This is a genomic window from Alkalicoccobacillus plakortidis (assembly GCF_023703085.1).
GTDB classification, from domain to species: Bacteria; Bacillota; Bacilli; order Bacillales; family Bacillaceae_D; genus Alkalicoccobacillus; species Alkalicoccobacillus plakortidis.
Genome location: NZ_JAMQJY010000001.1, coordinates 852,229 through 869,873 on the forward strand (window position 1 = coordinate 852,229; position 17,645 = coordinate 869,873).

15 protein-coding genes and 3 pseudogenes are annotated in these 17,645 nt (G+C 38.5%); 6 read left to right on the forward strand and 12 right to left on the reverse strand.

The features are described 5' to 3' along the window. Positions 1 to 43: 43 nt before the first annotated feature. Together NDM98_RS23845 and NDM98_RS24430 are read right to left on the reverse strand one after the other, a co-directional pair. Complete coding sequence (locus NDM98_RS23845; RefSeq protein WP_308807729.1) at positions 44 to 625, reverse strand: cytochrome c oxidase subunit II; 582 nt, start codon at positions 623 to 625, stop codon at positions 44 to 46. Next, positions 537 to 1,091, reverse strand: coding sequence for a cytochrome c oxidase subunit II transmembrane domain-containing protein (locus NDM98_RS24430; RefSeq protein WP_308807682.1), 555 nt, complete (start codon positions 1,089 to 1,091; stop codon positions 537 to 539). Before NDM98_RS24430 ends, NDM98_RS23845 begins: the two co-directional genes overlap by 89 nt. A 405-nt stretch (positions 1,092 to 1,496) precedes the next feature. Between NDM98_RS24430 and NDM98_RS04605 the strand changes: the two genes are divergently transcribed. Next, positions 1,497 to 2,402 carry a COX15/CtaA family protein gene (locus NDM98_RS04605; protein ID WP_251604967.1) on the forward strand — a complete coding sequence of 302 codons (906 nt, stop codon included), beginning with the start codon at positions 1,497 to 1,499 and terminating at the stop codon, positions 2,400 to 2,402. A gap of 46 nt (positions 2,403 to 2,448) precedes the next feature. Here NDM98_RS04605 and pyc read toward each other — a convergent pair whose 3' ends face one another. Continuing rightward, entirely contained in the window at positions 2,449 to 5,895 is a 3,447-nt protein-coding gene (gene pyc / locus NDM98_RS04610; RefSeq protein WP_251604968.1) for a pyruvate carboxylase, read from the reverse strand. 188 nt (positions 5,896 to 6,083) lie between these two features. After that, on the reverse strand, positions 6,084 to 6,365 hold the full coding sequence (locus NDM98_RS04615) for an Fpa/YlaN family protein (protein WP_251604969.1): 282 nt from the start codon (positions 6,363 to 6,365) through the stop codon (positions 6,084 to 6,086). Positions 6,366 to 6,564: 199 nt separating this feature from the next. On the opposite strand from NDM98_RS04615, the gene NDM98_RS04620 reads away from it, so the two are divergent. After that, positions 6,565 to 7,077, forward strand: a complete 513-nt coding sequence (locus tag NDM98_RS04620) for a peptidyl-prolyl cis-trans isomerase (protein ID WP_251604971.1) — start codon at positions 6,565 to 6,567, stop codon at positions 7,075 to 7,077. A gap of 1 nt (position 7,078) precedes the next feature. Here the strand turns inward: NDM98_RS04620 and NDM98_RS04625 are convergent. Next, positions 7,079 to 8,411 (reverse strand): annotated as a pseudogene (locus NDM98_RS04625) (PhoH family protein). A gap of 298 nt (positions 8,412 to 8,709) precedes the next feature. On the opposite strand from NDM98_RS04625, the gene NDM98_RS04630 reads away from it, so the two are divergent. Then, positions 8,710 to 8,877, forward strand: coding sequence for a YlaI family protein (locus NDM98_RS04630; RefSeq protein ID WP_251604972.1), 168 nt, complete (start codon positions 8,710 to 8,712; stop codon positions 8,875 to 8,877). Between the two features lie 47 nt (positions 8,878 to 8,924). Here NDM98_RS04630 and NDM98_RS04635 read toward each other — a convergent pair whose 3' ends face one another. Both NDM98_RS04635 and typA read right to left on the reverse strand, forming a co-directional pair. Continuing rightward, the gene (locus NDM98_RS04635; protein ID WP_251604973.1) at positions 8,925 to 9,263 is read right to left on the reverse strand and encodes a YlaH-like family protein; all 339 of its coding nucleotides are present in this window, start codon (positions 9,261 to 9,263) and stop codon (positions 8,925 to 8,927) included. 18 nt (positions 9,264 to 9,281) lie between these two features. Beyond that, positions 9,282 to 11,119, reverse strand: a pseudogene (gene typA / locus NDM98_RS04640) (translational GTPase TypA). Positions 11,120 to 11,387: 268 nt separating this feature from the next. Here typA and NDM98_RS04645 point away from each other — a divergent pair. Next, positions 11,388 to 11,582, forward strand: coding sequence for a YlaF family protein (locus NDM98_RS04645; protein WP_251604974.1), 195 nt, complete (start codon positions 11,388 to 11,390; stop codon positions 11,580 to 11,582). A 38-nt stretch (positions 11,583 to 11,620) separates the two neighbouring features. Here the strand turns inward: NDM98_RS04645 and NDM98_RS04650 are convergent, their stop codons facing one another. The 3 genes from NDM98_RS04650 to NDM98_RS04660 all read right to left on the reverse strand — a co-directional run bounded on the left by NDM98_RS04650 (position 11,621) and on the right by NDM98_RS04660 (position 13,670). Further along, positions 11,621 to 12,520, reverse strand: coding sequence for an NAD(P)-dependent oxidoreductase (locus tag NDM98_RS04650; protein ID WP_251604975.1), 900 nt, complete (start codon positions 12,518 to 12,520; stop codon positions 11,621 to 11,623). Positions 12,521 to 12,533: 13 nt separating this feature from the next. Beyond that, a complete protein-coding gene (locus NDM98_RS04655; RefSeq protein WP_251604976.1) occupies positions 12,534 to 13,316 on the reverse strand; it encodes an inositol monophosphatase family protein in 783 nt (260 codons plus the stop codon). Between the two features lie 165 nt (positions 13,317 to 13,481). Continuing rightward, the gene (locus NDM98_RS04660) at positions 13,482 to 13,670 is read right to left on the reverse strand and encodes a YkzI domain-containing protein (protein WP_251604977.1); all 189 of its coding nucleotides are present in this window, start codon (positions 13,668 to 13,670) and stop codon (positions 13,482 to 13,484) included. Between the two features lie 190 nt (positions 13,671 to 13,860). Between NDM98_RS04660 and NDM98_RS04665 the strand changes: the two are divergent. After that, positions 13,861 to 14,503: pseudogene (locus NDM98_RS04665) on the forward strand (YktB family protein). Positions 14,504 to 14,718: 215 nt separating this feature from the next. Here the strand turns inward: NDM98_RS04665 and NDM98_RS04670 are convergent. After that, positions 14,719 to 14,982 (reverse strand): UPF0223 family protein, encoded by a 264-nt coding sequence (locus NDM98_RS04670; RefSeq protein WP_251604979.1) that lies wholly within the window; start codon positions 14,980 to 14,982, stop codon positions 14,719 to 14,721. Between the two features lie 120 nt (positions 14,983 to 15,102). Here NDM98_RS04670 and NDM98_RS04675 point away from each other — a divergent pair, with 120 nt between their 5' ends. After that, entirely contained in the window at positions 15,103 to 16,584 is a 1,482-nt protein-coding gene (locus tag NDM98_RS04675; protein ID WP_251604981.1) for an aminotransferase class I/II-fold pyridoxal phosphate-dependent enzyme, read from the forward strand. A gap of 49 nt (positions 16,585 to 16,633) precedes the next feature. On the opposite strand, the gene NDM98_RS04680 is transcribed toward NDM98_RS04675, so the two are convergent. Continuing rightward, complete coding sequence (locus NDM98_RS04680) at positions 16,634 to 17,470, reverse strand: polysaccharide deacetylase family protein (RefSeq protein ID WP_251604983.1); 837 nt, start codon at positions 17,468 to 17,470, stop codon at positions 16,634 to 16,636. Positions 17,471 to 17,645: the final 175 nt, after the last annotated feature.

Consider the following 17,645-nt stretch of genomic DNA (forward strand, 5'->3'; position numbering starts at 1 on the left):
CTTGTTTGACTGCTGCCAATGTCTTAAACCTCCTTTTCCTTTATTACTCTGGGTCGGCTTCTTCACGCACATCTAAAGAACGTAGATACGCGATCAGTGAATCCATCTCATCATCTGAGATCTCTGACTCTGGGAACGGAATCATGTTGTTACCTTGTTTGAATTCATCCGGATTTCGAATCCAATCTCTTAATTGCTCATCCGTATTATCTAAATAACCTGCAATTGTTTTACGGTCATTAAAGTTTGTTAGAGTTGGTCCTGATGCAGACCCTGCTCCACCAACAGCATGACAGCTAATACAGTTATCTTGAAATACTTCATACCCTTGTTGAACGGAAGAATCTTCAGGCTGTTCTACATCTGCCTTGGCAACCATGTCTTCAACCCACTGGTCATAATCTTCACGCTCAAGTGCAATAAGTTTAAAGTCCATTAAAGCATGTGATGGTCCACAAAGCTCAGCACATTTCCCCATATACGTTCCTGGTTCCTCTGCATGAAGCCAAAGCGTGTTTTCGATGCCCGGTACGGTATCAATTTTCCCACCTAAAGCCGGTACCCAAAACGAGTGAATTACATCTGTTGCATTTAATGTAAAATAAACACGTTCGCCAGTTGGAATATAGACTTCTTGTCCAAGCTGTAAAACCTTCTTCATAATCAAACTGCCACCAATACTGATGACCAGTTACATCTATGTATACTGCATCTTCAACATCTTCTGGAGCCTGACTTTCTGCAAAATCAAATGTACCAATAATTGTCGGAACAAATAGGACTAGTAATAGTAAGATCGGAATAACCGTCCACGTAATCTCTAGTACCGTACTACCGTGTACTTGCTTAGGATATTCATTATCTCCTGATTTACGTCGGAACTTTGCTAGGATATAGAAAAATATCGCAAATACAACAAGTGTAACAAATGCCATTATGTATAATGACAGAATCATATTGTCATAGATCCATTGTGCTTGTGGACCTTTTGGATCTAGTGCAGTTAGGTTTTCATTCCCAAAACAGCCTGACAGAAGCAATACAATTGCCAGAAGTCCTAAACGTCCACTCCAAGCCTTTACTTGTTTCATCAACATTCCCTCACTTTCTTTCATTGTAAGTCCTTTCATTTCTCTCTAGACACGCGCCAAACCTTCACTACAATTCTAAAATAAAGTCCATCTGATAAGGCTTTCAATAATCTATAAGGATCGTCGCAGCTAGCTGTTTGCATACATGTTCCAAGCCATAAATGCGTCTGTTCACCTCCTGATACGCTTATAGACCGCCAATAATAACCAGTATACGTTTACATTATAGCTTATTATGAGATCAGTTTCATCATAAACCTTTTTTTCACACGATATTCACATTTAAAAACCGTCATAAAAAGTTCTCTGCTGTAAAATTGACTTTTTTCATCTGCATACCTATGATCAGAAGTGAGCAACCTATTGTCCAAACATCATTCCAAATGAAATTAGAAGGTGAAGAACGTGCATAAACGATTTAAATTTTTTGGAGTTATAACTGCCCTTTTTGTTTTATTAGTTTTAATTCAAGGTGCCCTTGTCTCTAAAACCGGATCTGGCGAAGGCTGTGGCGATACATGGCCACTCTGTTTCGGGGAAGTTGTTCCTCTTAATCCAACAATGGAAACCATTATTGAGTACAGTCATCGCATTGTTTCTGGGTTAGCTGGACTACTTGTTATCATTTTAGCTTTCTGGGCTTGGAAGCAGCTAAAACATATCCGTGAAGCAAGATTTTTAGCCTTCCTATCTGTATTTATGATTATTTTACAAGGTCTTATGGGAGCAGGAGCAGTTGTTTTTGGTCAACAACCATTGGTTATGGCTCTTCACTTTGGATTTTCTGCATTATCGTTATCATCAGTTGTTTTGTTAATCATTTTAAGTTTTGAGGACTCAAACAAAATAAGTAGGCCGGTTGCTCCAAAAAACAGCAAAGGTCTACGTAAATATGTATTAGGAGTCTTACTGTATTGTTATGCTGTTATCTATACTGGCGCTTTTGTAAAACATACTGACTCTACATTAGCTTGTCCTGGTTTTCCAACATGTAATGGAAAATGGATTCCAGATGCATTCTGGACTGTTGCACCACAGTATTTCCACCGAATTTTTGGTACCATCATGTTGATTTCTTTACTTATTTTAGCCATATGGATATTCCGTAAGTTTCCTCTTAGTCGAACGATAAAGTGGCTAAGCGTCATTTCTGTATTACTTGTTGTTGGACAATTCTCTAGTGGGATTACCATTGTCCTTAGCTTAAATCAATATCTTGAAGTCGGAATGACACATGCTGTTCTAGTTTCATTATTGTTTACTTGCTTAGCATACATGACTATGATCTTGTTTAGAAAACCAACTAAATAACAGAAAAAGAGGCTCAAGCATTTTGCTTGAGCCTCTTCTCTTTCTATTAAGTAAACTCGATAAGTAGATCTCCTGTTGCAATTGGTTCATTATCAGATACAAAAACATCTTTAATTTCACCATCAAATGCTGCTTGCACAGTTGTCTCCATCTTCATCGCTTCAGTAATAAGCAAGTGATCCCCTTTTTTCACTTTATCCCCTTTGGATACCAGTGCTTTGATCACCGTACCTGGCATTGTTGCACCAATCTGTTTTTCATTGTTCTTATCCACTTTAGGACGAGAGATTACTTTTGTTTGCACAGATTGATCCTGGATTAACACTTCACGAGGTTGACCATTTAATTCAAAATAAACAATTCGTTTTGCATCATCTCGTGGTGCAGATACTGAAATGAGCTTCACAATGAGTGTCTTCCCTTGTTCAATTTCAACCTCAATTTCTTCACCTGGTTTTAGACCGTAGAAGAAGGTTGGTGTATCAAGAACAGAGACGTCACCAAAATTGTCGCGGAACTGTTCAAACTCTGTAAAGACCTTAGGATACATCACATACGATAACAAATCGTGACTTGTTACCTGTCTATCTAATTGTTTAAACAATTTGTTTTGAATCTCTTCAAAGTCAATTGGGTCAAGTAACGCACCAGGTCGTCCTTCAACCGGCTTACGAGACTTGAGAATAATGTCTTGAAGATCTTTTGGGAACCCTTGATATGGTTGTCCAAGTTGACCTTGGAAGAATTCAATAACTGAATCAGGAAAATCAATGTTATGCCCTTTTGCATACACATCTTCTCTTGATAAATCATTCTGAACCATATAAAGAGCCATATCTCCAACAACCTTAGAAGATGGTGTTACTTTTACTACATCACCAAACATGTCATTGACCACTCGATACATTTTCTTAACTTCATTCCAGCGATCTCCAAGGTCAACAGCTTTGGCCTGTTGCTGCAGATTACTATATTGTCCACCTGGCATCTCGTGTTGATACACTTCAGTGTGAGGTGCATTCATTCCACTTTCAAAGCCTTGGTAGTACTTTCTAGTTGCTTCCCAAAATTCATCAAGTTGTTCTAATGATGAAATATTAAGATCCGGCTGTCTCTTAGATCCTCCAAGGGCGTAATAGAGTGTATTAGCACTTGGTTGTGAGGTCAAACCGGCCATTGAGCTTATTGCAACATCAACAATATCCACGCCTGCTTCTACAGCTTTTGCGTACATATAAACACCATTACCGCTCGTATCATGTGTGTGTAAATGAACTGGAATATCAATTGTTTCTTTAAGTGCAGAAATCAGTGTATAGGCAGCCTCAGGCTTAAGTAAACCTGCCATATCTTTAATGGCAAGAATATGAGCCCCTGCTGATTCTAACTCACGGGCAAGATTCAGATAATAGTTAAGATCATACTTTGTTCTGCTTGAATCCGATATATCACCTGTATAACACATCGCCGCTTCCGCAATTTTCCCTGTTTTACGAACCGATTCAATTGCCGGACGCATGCCTTCAACCCAGTTTAAACTGTCGAAGATACGGAATACATCAATTCCCGCTGAAGCTGATTTTGCTACAAATTCATCCACTGCATTATCCGGATAATTTGTATAACCAACTGCATTTGATGCACGAAGTAGCATTTGGAATAACACATTTGGTGCTTGTTTTCTTAAAATCAGTAGACGCTCCCACGGATCTTCATGCAAGAAGCGCATCGCCACATCAAAGGTAGCCCCTCCCCACATCTCATAAGAGAATAAACCAGGAAGTAACCTAGCTGTTGGCTCAGCAATTTTCTTAAGATCATGTGTACGAACTCTTGTAGCAAGTAATGACTGATGCGCATCTCTGAATGTCGTATCCGTTAGAAGTACGTTCTTTTGATCCTTCACCCATTTTGCTAAACCTTCTGGACCTTGTTCATCAAGGATTTGCTTTGTGCCATTTGGAATCTCATCAATCGGGTTAAATTTAGGCACAATTGGTTTATCAAAATTTGGTTTCTTCTCATTCTCAATGCCAGGATAACCATTCACAATGGTCTCGCCAAGGAACGTCAACATTTTTGTTCCACGGTCTTTTCTTTTTGGGAAAATAAATAATTCAGGTGTGGTATCAATAAATGATGTATTATACGAACCATTTAAAAAGGCTTCATGACGTACTACATTCTCTAAAAAGGCAATATTCGTTTTGATTCCACGAATACGGAACTCACGTAGATTACGAAGCATTTTTGAAGCAGCTCCGTCATACGTTAATGCCCAAGTAGACACTTTTACCAGTAAAGAATCGTAGTGTGGAGAAATGACGGAACCCTGGAAACCATTCCCTGCATCTAAACGTACTCCAAAGCCACCACCGGTTCGATAAGCATTAATTCGTCCAGTGTCTGGCAAAAATCCATTTGCAGGATCTTCCGTTGTCACCCGTGACTGAATTGCAAATCCACTACATTGAATCTCATCTTGTACTGGGATTCCCATTTTTTTATCATGAAGCTTTTCCCCGTCTGCAATTAATAGCTGTGACTGAACAATATCGATTCCCGTTACCATTTCAGTAATCGTATGTTCCACCTGAACTCGTGGGTTTACCTCTATAAAATAAAATTCTCCATTTTCCGTTGCTAAAAACTCCACTGTTCCAGCATTTACATAACCAATTGCCTCTGCCAATTGCACAGCAGCTTCACAGATTTTCTCCCTAACTCCATCTCCTAGAGAAACACTTGGTGCGACCTCCACTACTTTTTGGTGGCGACGCTGGACTGAACAGTCACGCTCATATAGATGCACGATGTTACCATGCTTATCTGCTAAAATTTGAACCTCGATGTGTTTAGGATTTTCAACGAACTTCTCGACGTATACTTCATCGTTTCCGAAAGCCGACTTAGCTTCCGATTTGGCTCGGTCATATGATTCCCTTAAGTCTTCAGCCGTTCGAACAATTCTCATACCTCGGCCACCGCCACCAAGTGACGCTTTAATAATAAATGGATAGCCATGCTCTTGTGCAAAAGTTTCAACTTCTTCAACACTATCAACAGGTCCATCACTACCAGGAATGACCGGTAACTTTGCTTTTAAAGCCTGTTCTTTTGCTTGTACCTTATCTCCAAACATACGAAGATGCTCTAGCTCAGGACCTATAAAAATAATTCCTTCTTCTTGACATCGTTTTGCAAATTGAAGATTCTCTGATAGAAAACCATAACCTGGATGAATCGCATCCACGCCATGTAATTTTGCGGTTTCAATGATTCCTTCTATGTCTAAATAAGCCTCAATTGGTTTTTTTCCTTCACCAATCAGATAGGCTTCATCGGCTTTGTATCTATGGTAAGCTCCTAGGTCTTCTTTAGAATAAACAGCCACCGTTCGAATATGTAGCTCTGAACATGCCCGGAAAATCCGAATAGCAATTTCTCCCCGATTTGCTACTAGTACTTTTTTTATTGTGTTTAATCCGTTCATTTTGTCCTCCCTTTTACTCTCTCAACTTTGACATTTTTTATCTACTCATGGGTAAAGCTTGTTATTTAGTATAGAAGTAAAGTAGGACAAAAAGCAATTGAAATGTTCAGTCATTTTCAAAACTTTTTTTATCCAAAAATCATAGACAAACAAAAAAGACTATGGTATAAACATAGTCTTTTAACATATTACCTTTTAATTGTTAAATCGTGTAAATCGGCTAGTCTGCGTTCTAATTCACTAAGAATTTGTTTTCCTTGATCTTCTTCAACCAATCCAAGACGAACAGCAAAATCAATTTCACGTGAAAGCCCAAACATACGAGTATCAAGTACTTCTTCGTAGAGGGGGCATTGAGGCATCGTTAGATTCTCCAACTGAACTTCAATAAGCTTGCGTATCTTTTCTGCGTCAGACTGCAGAAGTGTATATGCTTTCTCAGCCTGGCTTGTCATCACCTTAATCGACATATTGTCCCCTCCTCACCATGATGAATCTTCTATACTCTCATAGTATCTGCTAAAGCGCTAAATTGCAATCTTTTTAGCCAATCTTGTGCATTTGACTTTGCAACTTTCGAAATAAAGAATTGTTGTGGACCCCTATGACTGACAAAGTACCGTTTTTCGTTTTATAATGTAGACGGACTTCAAATTAGGAGGAATTTCTTTGAATGAATTTGTATTTTTTATTGAAGGTGAGATTACACGCCCTTTAACCATTGATCCAACCGTATGGATATTCGATGAACGAAAGGTCGATCTAGAATCTTACTTTGATCAACTTGACACGATGGATGATGAACTAACCACCTATCAAAAAACGATCTCTGCCCAATGGGATAAGGAACGTTTGGAAGGCTCTGAACCTCCAAATCCTAACCACAATGGTAACAAAATTCGATATAACAAACAGAGAATAATTAACGGTTCTTTTGGGATGCCGCTAAAGCCATTTTTGCAAAATTCACAGCCTCTGGAAAGCGCTTCATCTCTGATCATTGAAACAGAAACGGGTGAATCACATTCCTGTACACTTGAAGAGGGCTTTAAATTAATTGTTGGATTCTCAAAAGACGGTAAACCGTTAAAAGAAAATGGTCCTGTCCACCTTTATTATGGCGATGGATCAAATGCAGAAGAACCGATTACCCATGTAAAACGTTTGATTATTAAGGCTTAGACTACAATAAATCAGCAGCGAGTTGAGCTAGACCTGACCGCTCACCTTTTACAAGTTTCACATGGCCGTGAATGGACTGATTTTTAAATTTTTCTACGACATAAGTCAGTCCATTCGTGTATTCATCAAGATAAGGGTGGTCAATTTGCTGTGGATCACCCATTAATACAATTTTACTCTTCTCACCTACCCTAGTTAAAATCGTTTTCACCTCATGTTTGGTTAAGTTTTGCGCCTCATCTATGATGATATACTGCTCTGGTATACTGCGTCCCCTGATATAAGTAAGTGCCTCAACTTGGATTGACCCCATACCTGCAAGTATTTGATCAATTTCACCTGGCTTTTTTGTATTAAACAAAAATTCAAGATTATCATAGATTGGTTGCATCCATGGTCTGAGCTTCTCATCCTTTTCACCAGGTAGATAGCCTATATCCTTGCCTAACGGAACAACTGGTCTTGCAACTAACAATTTATTATAGGTATGCAAATCTTCCGTTTGCATCAAACCTGCCGCTAAAGACAATAACGTTTTACCTGTACCAAGCCTTACCAATCATCGTAACGAGCGGTATATCCTCTCGAAGTAAAAGTTCAAATACCATTCGTTGTTGAACATTTCGCGAACGAATCCCCCACACTTGATCCAAATCGCTTACAAAAGGTCGAATATCAAATCCATTCGGTTCTAATTTACCTAATGCAGAGCTTGATCCACCTAGAACATCCTTCAATATAACAAATTGATGAGGATAAAGAGGAGTTTGCATAGCTAAATCTCCACGAGTGATTCCACCCTCATCGTAAAATTTCTTTATAATTTCCTTATCCACATAAGCCTCAATATATCCATCGTATCCTTCATCAAATTCAACCACTCGATCATTTAAAAAATCTTCTACATCTAATCCAAACGCATCCCCTTTGACTCGGACTAATGCGTCTTTACTGACCAGGGTCACTTTAGCTCCATTCTTCTTTTCCTGTTCTTCTAATGAGAGGTTTAGAGCAACAGCTATTATACGATTATCATTTGTCATTTCTGCAAACGATTCTTTTAATGAGCTAAATGATCGATGATTTAATTCAACACGTAGCGAGCCACCCGAATCGAGAGGAACACCTTCATGAAGCTTGCCTTTTTCACGTAGTTGATCTATTAATTTTGAGATTTGACGAGCATTGCGTCCAATCTCATCCATGTTACGTTTCTTAGAATCCACCTCTTCAAGAACAACTGCAGGCAGGACTACCTCATTTTTTTGAAAAGCAAAAATGGAATATGGATCTTGCAGTAATACATTTGTATCCAACACATAGATTTTTCTCAACATGAATGCCCCCTGACCTGTTTTCGACGAGACGTTGCTTTACATGAAGTTACCTGAAGATCATTGATGATACTTATGTGTATGAGAACAACTCGGTTGTTAGACGAGATTGTCTTTTTTAGTTTCTACAATCTCCCCCTTATCTATTACATTTTATCAGAATGCATCCATAGAAAATTGAATTCTCTGTAAAATTTACTCTTCATTATTATTTTTCTTGTTATATTTTGTGATTAAGGTTTATTTTCTTTCATATTACGCGTACACTATATCTAGTGTTAGGAGAGTGAATAAGTGTATGAGAGTCAAATGTGTTTTATGTGACCGAATTGATGAACTTGATGATCTTAAACCATTAGCAAAAAAACTTCGCAATCGTCCTCTTCATACATATATGTGCGAAACGTGCGAAAAGCGTATTAAACAAAAAACAGTAGAACGAATCGGAGAAAATTCTTCCAATTAATAAAAGAGCATAACAAAAAAGACAGCGGCGGCCGCTGTCTTTTTTTGTTATGAGTGTAATTCCCCGTGCTCGTTCTGCTTTCGATGAAGGTACAGACGATAACGATATCCGCCAAGAAATACAGCCGATATCGCTAGCACTGCCATGATCGGAGCTCCAAATGCAAACTCCATCGTCCAAAGAAAGAAACAACCTACTACTAACATCGCATAAATAATAATTGATTTTAGTAATGGCAGCTTCTGAGCAAAACCAAGCTTAAAAACGAGAATTCCAAGTATTACGGTTACTATACATGTCCAAAAACCCAACCAAGGATGTTCTGCTGTTTGCTGCATAAGCCATGAATATTGACCCAGGTCAGCTTGGCTGATATTGTCTTTCATATATCTCCCGCCTTTTTACTAGGATTGGCTTCCTGTTTTCTTACGTTTCTCTGATCTTTCACGCTCGTTTTTGTTAAGAATCTTTTTACGTAAACGGATAGAGTCAGGTGTTAATTCACAATACTCATCTTCATTTAGGTACTCAATTGATTCTTCAAGAGTTAAGATACGAGGACGCTTCATCGTTACCGTTTGGTCCTTATTAGCTGAACGTACGTTTGTCTGTTGCTTCATCTTTGTAATATTAACTGTTAAGTCATTATCACGTGTATGTTCACCAACAATCATACCTTCATAGATTTCAGTACCTGGCTCAACAAAAATCGTTCCGCGGTCTTCAACCTGCATAATACCATATTGGCTTGTTTTACCAGATTCGATTGACACAAGAACTCCTTGACGACGTCCGCCAACTTGGCCACCAAATAAAGGCTTGTAGCTATCAAATGAGTGATTAATAATTCCATAACCACGTGTTTGTGTAAGGAATTCTGTAGAATAACCAATTAATCCACGAGCTGGCACCATAAACTCAAGACGAACCTGTCCGCCTCCGCTATTTATCATATTGACCATTTCACCTTTACGCTCACCAAGAGATTCCATAACAGCTCCAGTGTACTCTTCAGGCACATCAATTTGCACACGTTCTACAGGCTCATGAGCTTTACCATCAATTTCGCGAATAATAACTTCTGGCTTAGATACTTGCAGCTCAAAACCTTCACGACGCATATTCTCAATTAAGATCGAAAGGTGAAGCTCGCCACGTCCAGATACAATCCAAACCTCTGGAGAGTCTGTGTTCTCAACTCGTAAGCTTACATCTGTTTCAAGCTGAGCCTTTAAACGCTCTTCTACTTTACGACTTGTAATATATTTTCCTTCACGACCAGCAAATGGGCTATTGTTCACAAGGAACGTCATTTGAAGTGTCGGCTCATCAATACGTAGAATTGGAAGTGCTTCTTGATGTTCAACAGGTGTAACTGTCTCACCAACATTAATTTCTTCCATTCCTGAAATCGCAATTAGATCTCCAGCTTTTGCTATATCGATCTCAACACGCTTAAGACCAAGGAAACCAAACATTTTTGTTACACGGTATTGTTTAACAGAACCATCAAGCTTCATTAATGCTACTTGTTGTCCTACTTGGATGGTTCCACGGAATACGCGACCAATTCCAATACGACCAAGGTAGTCATTGTAATCAAGCATTGTTACTTGGAACTGTAATGGTTCACTGCTGTTATCAAATGGAGCTGGATTGCTTCAATAATTTTATTAAGCAAGCAAGTCATGTCATCATCTTGTTTCTCATGATTAAGACTTGACGTTCCATTAATTGCTGAAGCATAAACAACTGGGAAATCAAGCTGATCTTCATCTGCTCCAAGATCGATAAACAAGTCAACCACTTCATCTACTACCTCTGTAGGACGAGCGAAGTCACGGTCAATTTTATTTACAACAACAATTGGAGTTAGCTTCTGCTCAAGGGCCTTCTTAAGTACAAAACGTGTTTGAGGCATACAACCTTCATAAGCATCAACAACAAGAAGAACTCCATCAACCATTTTCATGATACGTTCAACTTCACCACCAAAATCGGCGTGTCCTGGTGTATCCATGATGTTGATACGAGTGTCTCCATAATTAATAGCAGTGTTCTTTGCAAGAATGGTAATACCACGTTCTTTTTCAATGGCATTTGAATCCATTGCACGCTCTGCGACTTGTTCATTATCGCGGAATGTACCTGACTGTTTAAGTAACTCATCTACAAGTGTAGTTTTTCCGTGGTCAACGTGGGCAATGATTGCAATGTTACGTATATCTAAACGACGATCCATAAATAATTTCTCTCCTTAGCTATGTTCAAAAAGCAAAAGCTTTCTGTTTCTATTTTCTCTTTTGACAAGTGTCTCTAATTCACAACTGTATAAGTATAACATAGTTAGCGGTAGAATAAACAAAAGCTTTACCGTCTTTTTCATTTGTTTTCAAATAATTTGCTACAAAATCTAAATTGTTTGACGTATTGTCACATGATTACCTTTTCTTTTGAGTAAATCACGTTACACTATTTATAGTAAGTTTGTGTTTTAAGGAGGATCTGACTTGAAAAAAGAGAATCTATTGTTTTTATTACTAGCAGCCATTACTGTAGCGTGTATTATGAGTATTGGAATTGCAGTCGCTGAAAGAAGTATTCTTATCGCTCTTCTTGCAGTTGTCGGCGTCATCTTGGCAATGGGCCTTGGATTTACTCTAAAGAAACGTATCCGTGAAAATAATCAATCTGAAGTGAACTAAAAAGGAAAAATAAAACCAAGGACACTATATCCTTGGTTTTATTTTTCTTTCGTGTGTCGCTTTAAAATAACACCGGTTTTTTCTTCTAATGGACGAACAATGGCACTAACATCTTGATGTCCGTATTTCTCCTTAGCAAGCGCTACTTTCTCCGCACCAAGCTTAACCATATCTAAAGGCATATTAATTTCATTTGCTAGTTCCAATGCTAGTCCAATATCCTTATCAAGTAAGTTTATTGAAAATCTCGCATCAAACTCCCGATCAAGTATGGCATCTACCGCCCAATCCATACTTTTTGAAAATCCCGCACTTTTTTGAATTAAATCATACGCTATGGCAGGGTCTACACCTGCTTTTTCAGCCATTACATAACATTCTGCTAGTGCTGCTTGGTGTACGCCAATTAACATATTATTAAGCAGTTTAATAACTGTGCCACTTCCTATTGGCCCAACATGAACGATATATGCCCCGTAAGATTTCATCACCGGCTCAGCAAGCATAAAAGTTTGCTCTTCGCCACCACACATAATCGTTAAGCTTCCGGCAACTGCCCCCATTGGACCTCCACTTACTGGAGCATCCATAAAACCGGTGCCCTTTTCTCTAAGTAATGCTTGCACTCTTTCATTTGTTTGTCGGTCAACAGTTGAATGATCAATCACAACCTTACCTGGAGATGCTCCGGCGATCAGACCGTCTTCTCCCTCATACACATCTTCAATCGTTTTTGGTACAGGTAAACAAGTCATGACAATATCACACGTTTCCATTAACTGCTTTGGTGTTTTAGCTTCCTTTGCACCATATGAAATGGCTTCCTCAATTGGACCTCGACTTCTGCTAACTACAAATGTTTCATATCCCGTATCAATTAGATGTTTTGCCATTGGTAAACCCATCGTACCTAAACCAATAAAACCTACTTTTTTCATTAATGCTCCTCCCCTACATAAGCAGATACAATTTCTCTTTGTAATGCTGTTTGGCTGCGATAACTGTACCTCCCTCAAGTAGCGAGAGTGCTTTCCCTGAAAAAGAAGAGGTGCAATAACCCATTTCTTCTAACAATACGGATGCACCCGCATAATCCCACGGTGATAAATTCACACTTACATACGCATCAAGTCGATCAGCTGCCACATAGGCCATTTCAATTGCAGCTGAACCATAAGAACGAACACTTCTCGAGTCCCTCACTAATGCCATTAAAGGATTAGCATGAGGGTGATTTGTTTCGGCTAACCAACGTGCATTAAGCCCTACAATTGATTCATTTAATGGTCTTTCTTTTCCAGCAACTAACTCTAATTGGTTCACATAGGCTCCTTGCCCCTGGACTGCATAAAACATTTCATCTGCCATTACATCATATACAAGACCGACTTTACCAACTCCATCTTCAAAAATACCGATGGAAATAGCAAATTTGATTTTTTGTTGGACAAAGTTCATCGTCCCATCAATCGGGTCAATGATCCAGACAATTCCATCTGTAGAATGAATCTTCTCAGCGGTTCCTTCTTCTCCTAAAAACGAATGATCAGGATAAGTTTCTTTTATCTTTTGATAAAAAAACGCTTCCGTATTTTTATCCACTTCAGTCACCAAGTCATCTGGACCTGATTTTGCTTCAACCTTAAAAGGATTTGCTAATGCACGTTTAATTTGTTCTGCTGCCTCATATGTCCACTTCCGAGCTACTTTTCCAAGTTCATTCCAATCAGCCATTGTTAGTCCCCCTAAAGTAAGGTCAAATTGAGCCATATTTCCTGATAACACCATCATTATGACATAAATAAAGTTAAATGAACACTCACGCGAGTTCTTTCGCTATGCAAAAAAGCACAACCATAAATGATTGCGCTTTCATTATTGATTACATATTTAATTTTGCTACTTTTGAAGTTGTATCCATTCTTCTCTAAGTTGATTCAAACATACCTTGCTTTTTTCAATGGCAGAAGTGTCCTCATTAACGATCGCATCATGCAAAGTCATTAACTCATAATCTAATTCTAACCTTAATACCGGAAGACGAAGCGCCTCATCTTTTACTTGAACTGTATGGATTACCTTCTCCATCTCACTCACTCCTTTCAACCCAGAAAATCAAACTAATTAAAAATTCTGATTTATAAGGATATTATACATTTTCTAGATCAATAATGCAATATCAATTCGTTTAGTTCATACAAAAGCATTATTCATAGGTATGCACGAAGAGTATGGTACGATAGAATCATTATGACGATTGTTAAGGAGTGAAAGAAATATGTTTAAAGGATTCACACAAAAAGATTTTGATGTATTTCAAATAGATGGCTTAGAAGCTCGAATGAAAGGAATACAAACCAACATTCAACCTAAGTTCCAATCGATTGCGGATGAAATTGTTCCAAGTTTAAGTGCGATTGCCGGTGATGAATTTTTCACTCACATTGCCCAAGCACGCCAGAAGAAAGGTAAACCCTCCTAACGACACATGGGTCGCATTCGCTGCTAATAAACGCGGATACAAAATGATGCCTCATTTTCAAGTTGGACTTTACGAATCTCATCTCTTTATCTGGTTTGCTGTTATTTATGAGGCTCAGGTGAAACCAAGTCTCGCCAATCAGCTTTTAACGGATGTCTCAAAATGGAAGAACACGATTCCAAATGATTTCTCCTGGTCGTTGGATCATATGAAACAAGCCTCATCTAAACATGGCGACCTTACCGAAGATGATCTAGAAGCTATGTTTAAACGACTTCGAGATGTTAAAAAATCCGAGCTACTTTGCGGTGTAACAATAGACCGAAATGACCCAATTTTAGCAGATGGTGAAAAATTACTTGCTAAAATCGAACAAACTTTTAAAACGGTTATGCCTCTTTATCAAGAAGCTCAACAAGCAAGCATCCCTACTACGTAAGAGTTGGCGGCACAAGCTCTTACGCGAAAAGGCACCAATCCTGATTTTCTACACATGCTATCTGAGTATTCACACTCACTTCTATGTCTCTTCAAGCAAAACGACCAACATCCAAATCTAAGGATCGTTGGTCGTTTTGTTTCAATAATGCACAATTGATTTGCGTTTTAAGCGGGCGCTTCGCCTCCCACAGAATTTCTTTTTACGTCATACACTCATAATCTAACTCGTTCAGTCTCCCCTGCTTTGGCTGCTTGAACGGCACGATAACAGGAAACACCTGCCTCCTCGTCAAACTCCTTACATACTTGTTTTTCTTCACTCTTAGAAGGCACAATCTCTTTGAATCGACGGTAACGACTTAGTAAATCGTCACGACTAATTCCAGCTTTTTGATGCGCCTCCTCTACTCCTTGAAAAAAATGAATGACATCTACTACTTCTTCTGTAGACCAGTCTAGTGATATTGGCATGTTCATCTATTTTACCCCTTCCTAATCTTCCTAGTTACAAAGATCGCTGAATTTGATATACTCAACTTTGTTTTAGTTATTTTAGGTTATTAATGACCTACATTCTTTTATAAAGAGGTGTGCTATTTGCCCAGATCACAACATGTAACACCAATATTCACAGGTGTTAAAGAACATGCACAAAAAAAACCCGTTCAATTTCATATCCCTGGACATAAACAAGGATCTGGAATGGAACCTGAATTTAGGCAGTTTATTGGAGAAAATGCCTTGTCGATAGATATGATTAATATAGCCCCTCTTGATGACCTTCATCATCCTTCTGGAATTATAAAGGAAGCGCAAGGTTTGGCTGCTGAAGCGTTTGGAGCCGATTACACATTTTTTTCTGTACAGGGCACTAGCGGAGCAATTATGACAATGATTATGTCTGTTTGTAAACCAGGTGAAAAACTGATTGTACCACGAAATGTCCATAAATCGATTATGTCTGCGATTATTTTTTCAGGAGCAATGCCGATATTTATTCACCCTGAGATTGATGCGACTCATGGAATTTCTCATGGTGTGACTGTATCATCTGCTGAGAAGGCTCTCGAAGCTCATCCTGATGCTAAAGGAATACTGGTCATCAACCCGACTTATTTTGGTATTGCAGGTGATTTGGAACAAATTGTTCAACTTGCGCACTCTTATTCCATTCCCGTATTAGTAGATGAGGCTCATGGTGTTCATATTCATTTTCATGACGAGTTGCCACTCTCTGCAATGCAAGCAGGCGCTGATATGGCTGCAACAAGTGTTCATAAGCTTGGAGGTTCACTAACTCAAAGCTCCATTTTAAACATAAAAGAAGGTCTTGTCTCCGCAAAACGAGTTCAGGCAATTATTAGTATGCTGACAACAACTTCTACATCGTATTTACTTTTATCGTCTTTAGATGCTGCTAGAAAACAACTAGCCATTAATGGTGAGGCTTTACTTACCGAAACTATCCAATTAGCAGAAAAAGCTCGTGCGCAAATTAACAAAATTAATGGATTGGTCTGTTTAGGTGATTCATTACTGTCACTACAATCCGCACATTCATATGATCCAACTAAATTAATTATTTCATTAAAAGGTTTAGGTATCTCAGGACATGATGCTGAGGTATGGTTGCGCGAGAATTTCACAATAGAAGTAGAACTTTCAGATCTATATAATATTCTTTGCATCGTTTCTTTTGGTGATACTGAAGAAAAAATGAATATACTCATTCACGCGTTAGAAACAATGTCTGAGCAATTTAATTTGACAAATCAACCGACTCACAGTTCATTCCCAATTCTTGTACCTGATGTACCAACTCTTGCGTTATCACCAAGAGATGCGTTCTATTCTGAGGTAGAAAGTGTTGCTTTTGCGGAATCTGCCGGTCGAATTATCGCAGAGTTTATTATGGTTTATCCCCCAGGCATCCCAATTTTGATTCCTGGAGAGATTATCACTCCTGAGAATCTAGACTATGTGCAAAAAAATCTAGAAGCTGGCTTGCCTGTACAAGGTCCAGAAGATGAAACGCTACAAACATTACTTGTTATTAAAGAACAACATGCGATTCGCTAAATTCAAATAAAAGAGAGCTTAAAGATTATATGTCTTTAAGCTCTCTTTTTTATTTAATCAAGTCAGGGTCAACAAATTCATATCCTTGTTCACGGAGTCCATCGATAATAGTCGGAAGTGCTTCATTTGTCCAATCTCGATCATGCATTAATAGGTTAGCCCCATTCTGGAGGAATTCACTGTTCACCATGATATCTGCTAGTGCATCTGCATCTTGATACTCTGATTCCCAGTCATAACCATATGTCCAATTCATTAAGGTCATACCCTCTTCTGCAACAAGCTCTTTTGAATAATCTGTGTTAGAGCCAAATGGTGCACGGAAAAAACGAGGACGCTCTCCAATAATCTCTTCTACGGTGTCACTAACCTCAACAATCTCTTCATACTGTTCTTCTTCAGATAACGACTTTAGATCTTGATGTGTCATTGTATGGTTCCCAATGGGAAAGCCCATATTATGTATTTCCTTAAGCTTTTCTTTTTCTTCATCCGTATTTAAAAAATGTCCATTTACAAAAAAGATAGCTTGAACATTATTTTCTTTTAAGGTTTGTGCCATCTCAACGGCATGTTTATCCGGTGCATCATCAAATGTTGCAAGTACTACTTCAGGATTTGCATCCTCAAGTGGATCAACCGTCCAGATAACATCATTAATCTCATACTCCGGCTCTACTTCTTCTACTACTTCTTCACTATCCTCTTGTTCATCACTATCATCTGGATCTATTTCTTCTGTTGGCTCTTCTACCTCTTCAGGCTGCTCCTGCTGTTGATCTGGCTCTTCTTCGGTTATTTCAGGTGTATCCGCTTCTTGAGATGCAGAATTACAAGCAGCTAGCATCAACATGCTCATTGATCCATAGATCATTGTTTTTTTCATGCTTCTCCCCCTCACACTTTCAAACATGTGACTTATCTTAACAAAAACTTCCTTCTTGCGACAAGCATTCTGTTAAGGATTCTGCATTGTTACACACTTTGATGAGTGGTTTTTCTTGATAAGGTAAATAATAAGTTCAACATAAATATCAGTTTTTCTAGATAAATGTTTAACA

Bases quoted from the DNA above. Each gene is read 5' to 3' on its own strand.
- NDM98_RS04630 (WP_251604972.1), top strand. From the start codon at position 8,710: ATGAGAGTCAAATGTGTTTTATGTGACCGAATTGATGAACTTGATGAT.
- NDM98_RS04680 (WP_251604983.1), bottom strand. From the start codon at position 17,470: ATGAAAAAAACAATGATCTATGGATCAATGAGCATGTTGATGCTAGCT.
- NDM98_RS04670 (WP_251604979.1), bottom strand. From the start codon at position 14,982: ATGAACATGCCAATATCACTAGACTGGTCTACAGAAGAAGTAGTAGAT.
- NDM98_RS24430 (WP_308807682.1), bottom strand. From the start codon at position 1,091: ATGAAACAAGTAAAGGCTTGGAGTGGACGTTTAGGACTTCTGGCAATT.
- pyc (WP_251604968.1), bottom strand. From the start codon at position 5,895: ATGAACGGATTAAACACAATAAAAAAAGTACTAGTAGCAAATCGGGGA.
- NDM98_RS04655 (WP_251604976.1), bottom strand. From the start codon at position 13,316: ATGGCTGATTGGAATGAACTTGGAAAAGTAGCTCGGAAGTGGACATAT.
- NDM98_RS04615 (WP_251604969.1), bottom strand. From the start codon at position 6,365: ATGTCGATTAAGGTGATGACAAGCCAGGCTGAGAAAGCATATACACTT.
- NDM98_RS04650 (WP_251604975.1), bottom strand. From the start codon at position 12,520: ATGAAAAAAGTAGGTTTTATTGGTTTAGGTACGATGGGTTTACCAATG.
- NDM98_RS04660 (WP_251604977.1), bottom strand. From the start codon at position 13,670: ATGGAGAAGGTAATCCATACAGTTCAAGTAAAAGATGAGGCGCTTCGT.
- NDM98_RS04635 (WP_251604973.1), bottom strand. From the start codon at position 9,263: ATGAAAGACAATATCAGCCAAGCTGACCTGGGTCAATATTCATGGCTT.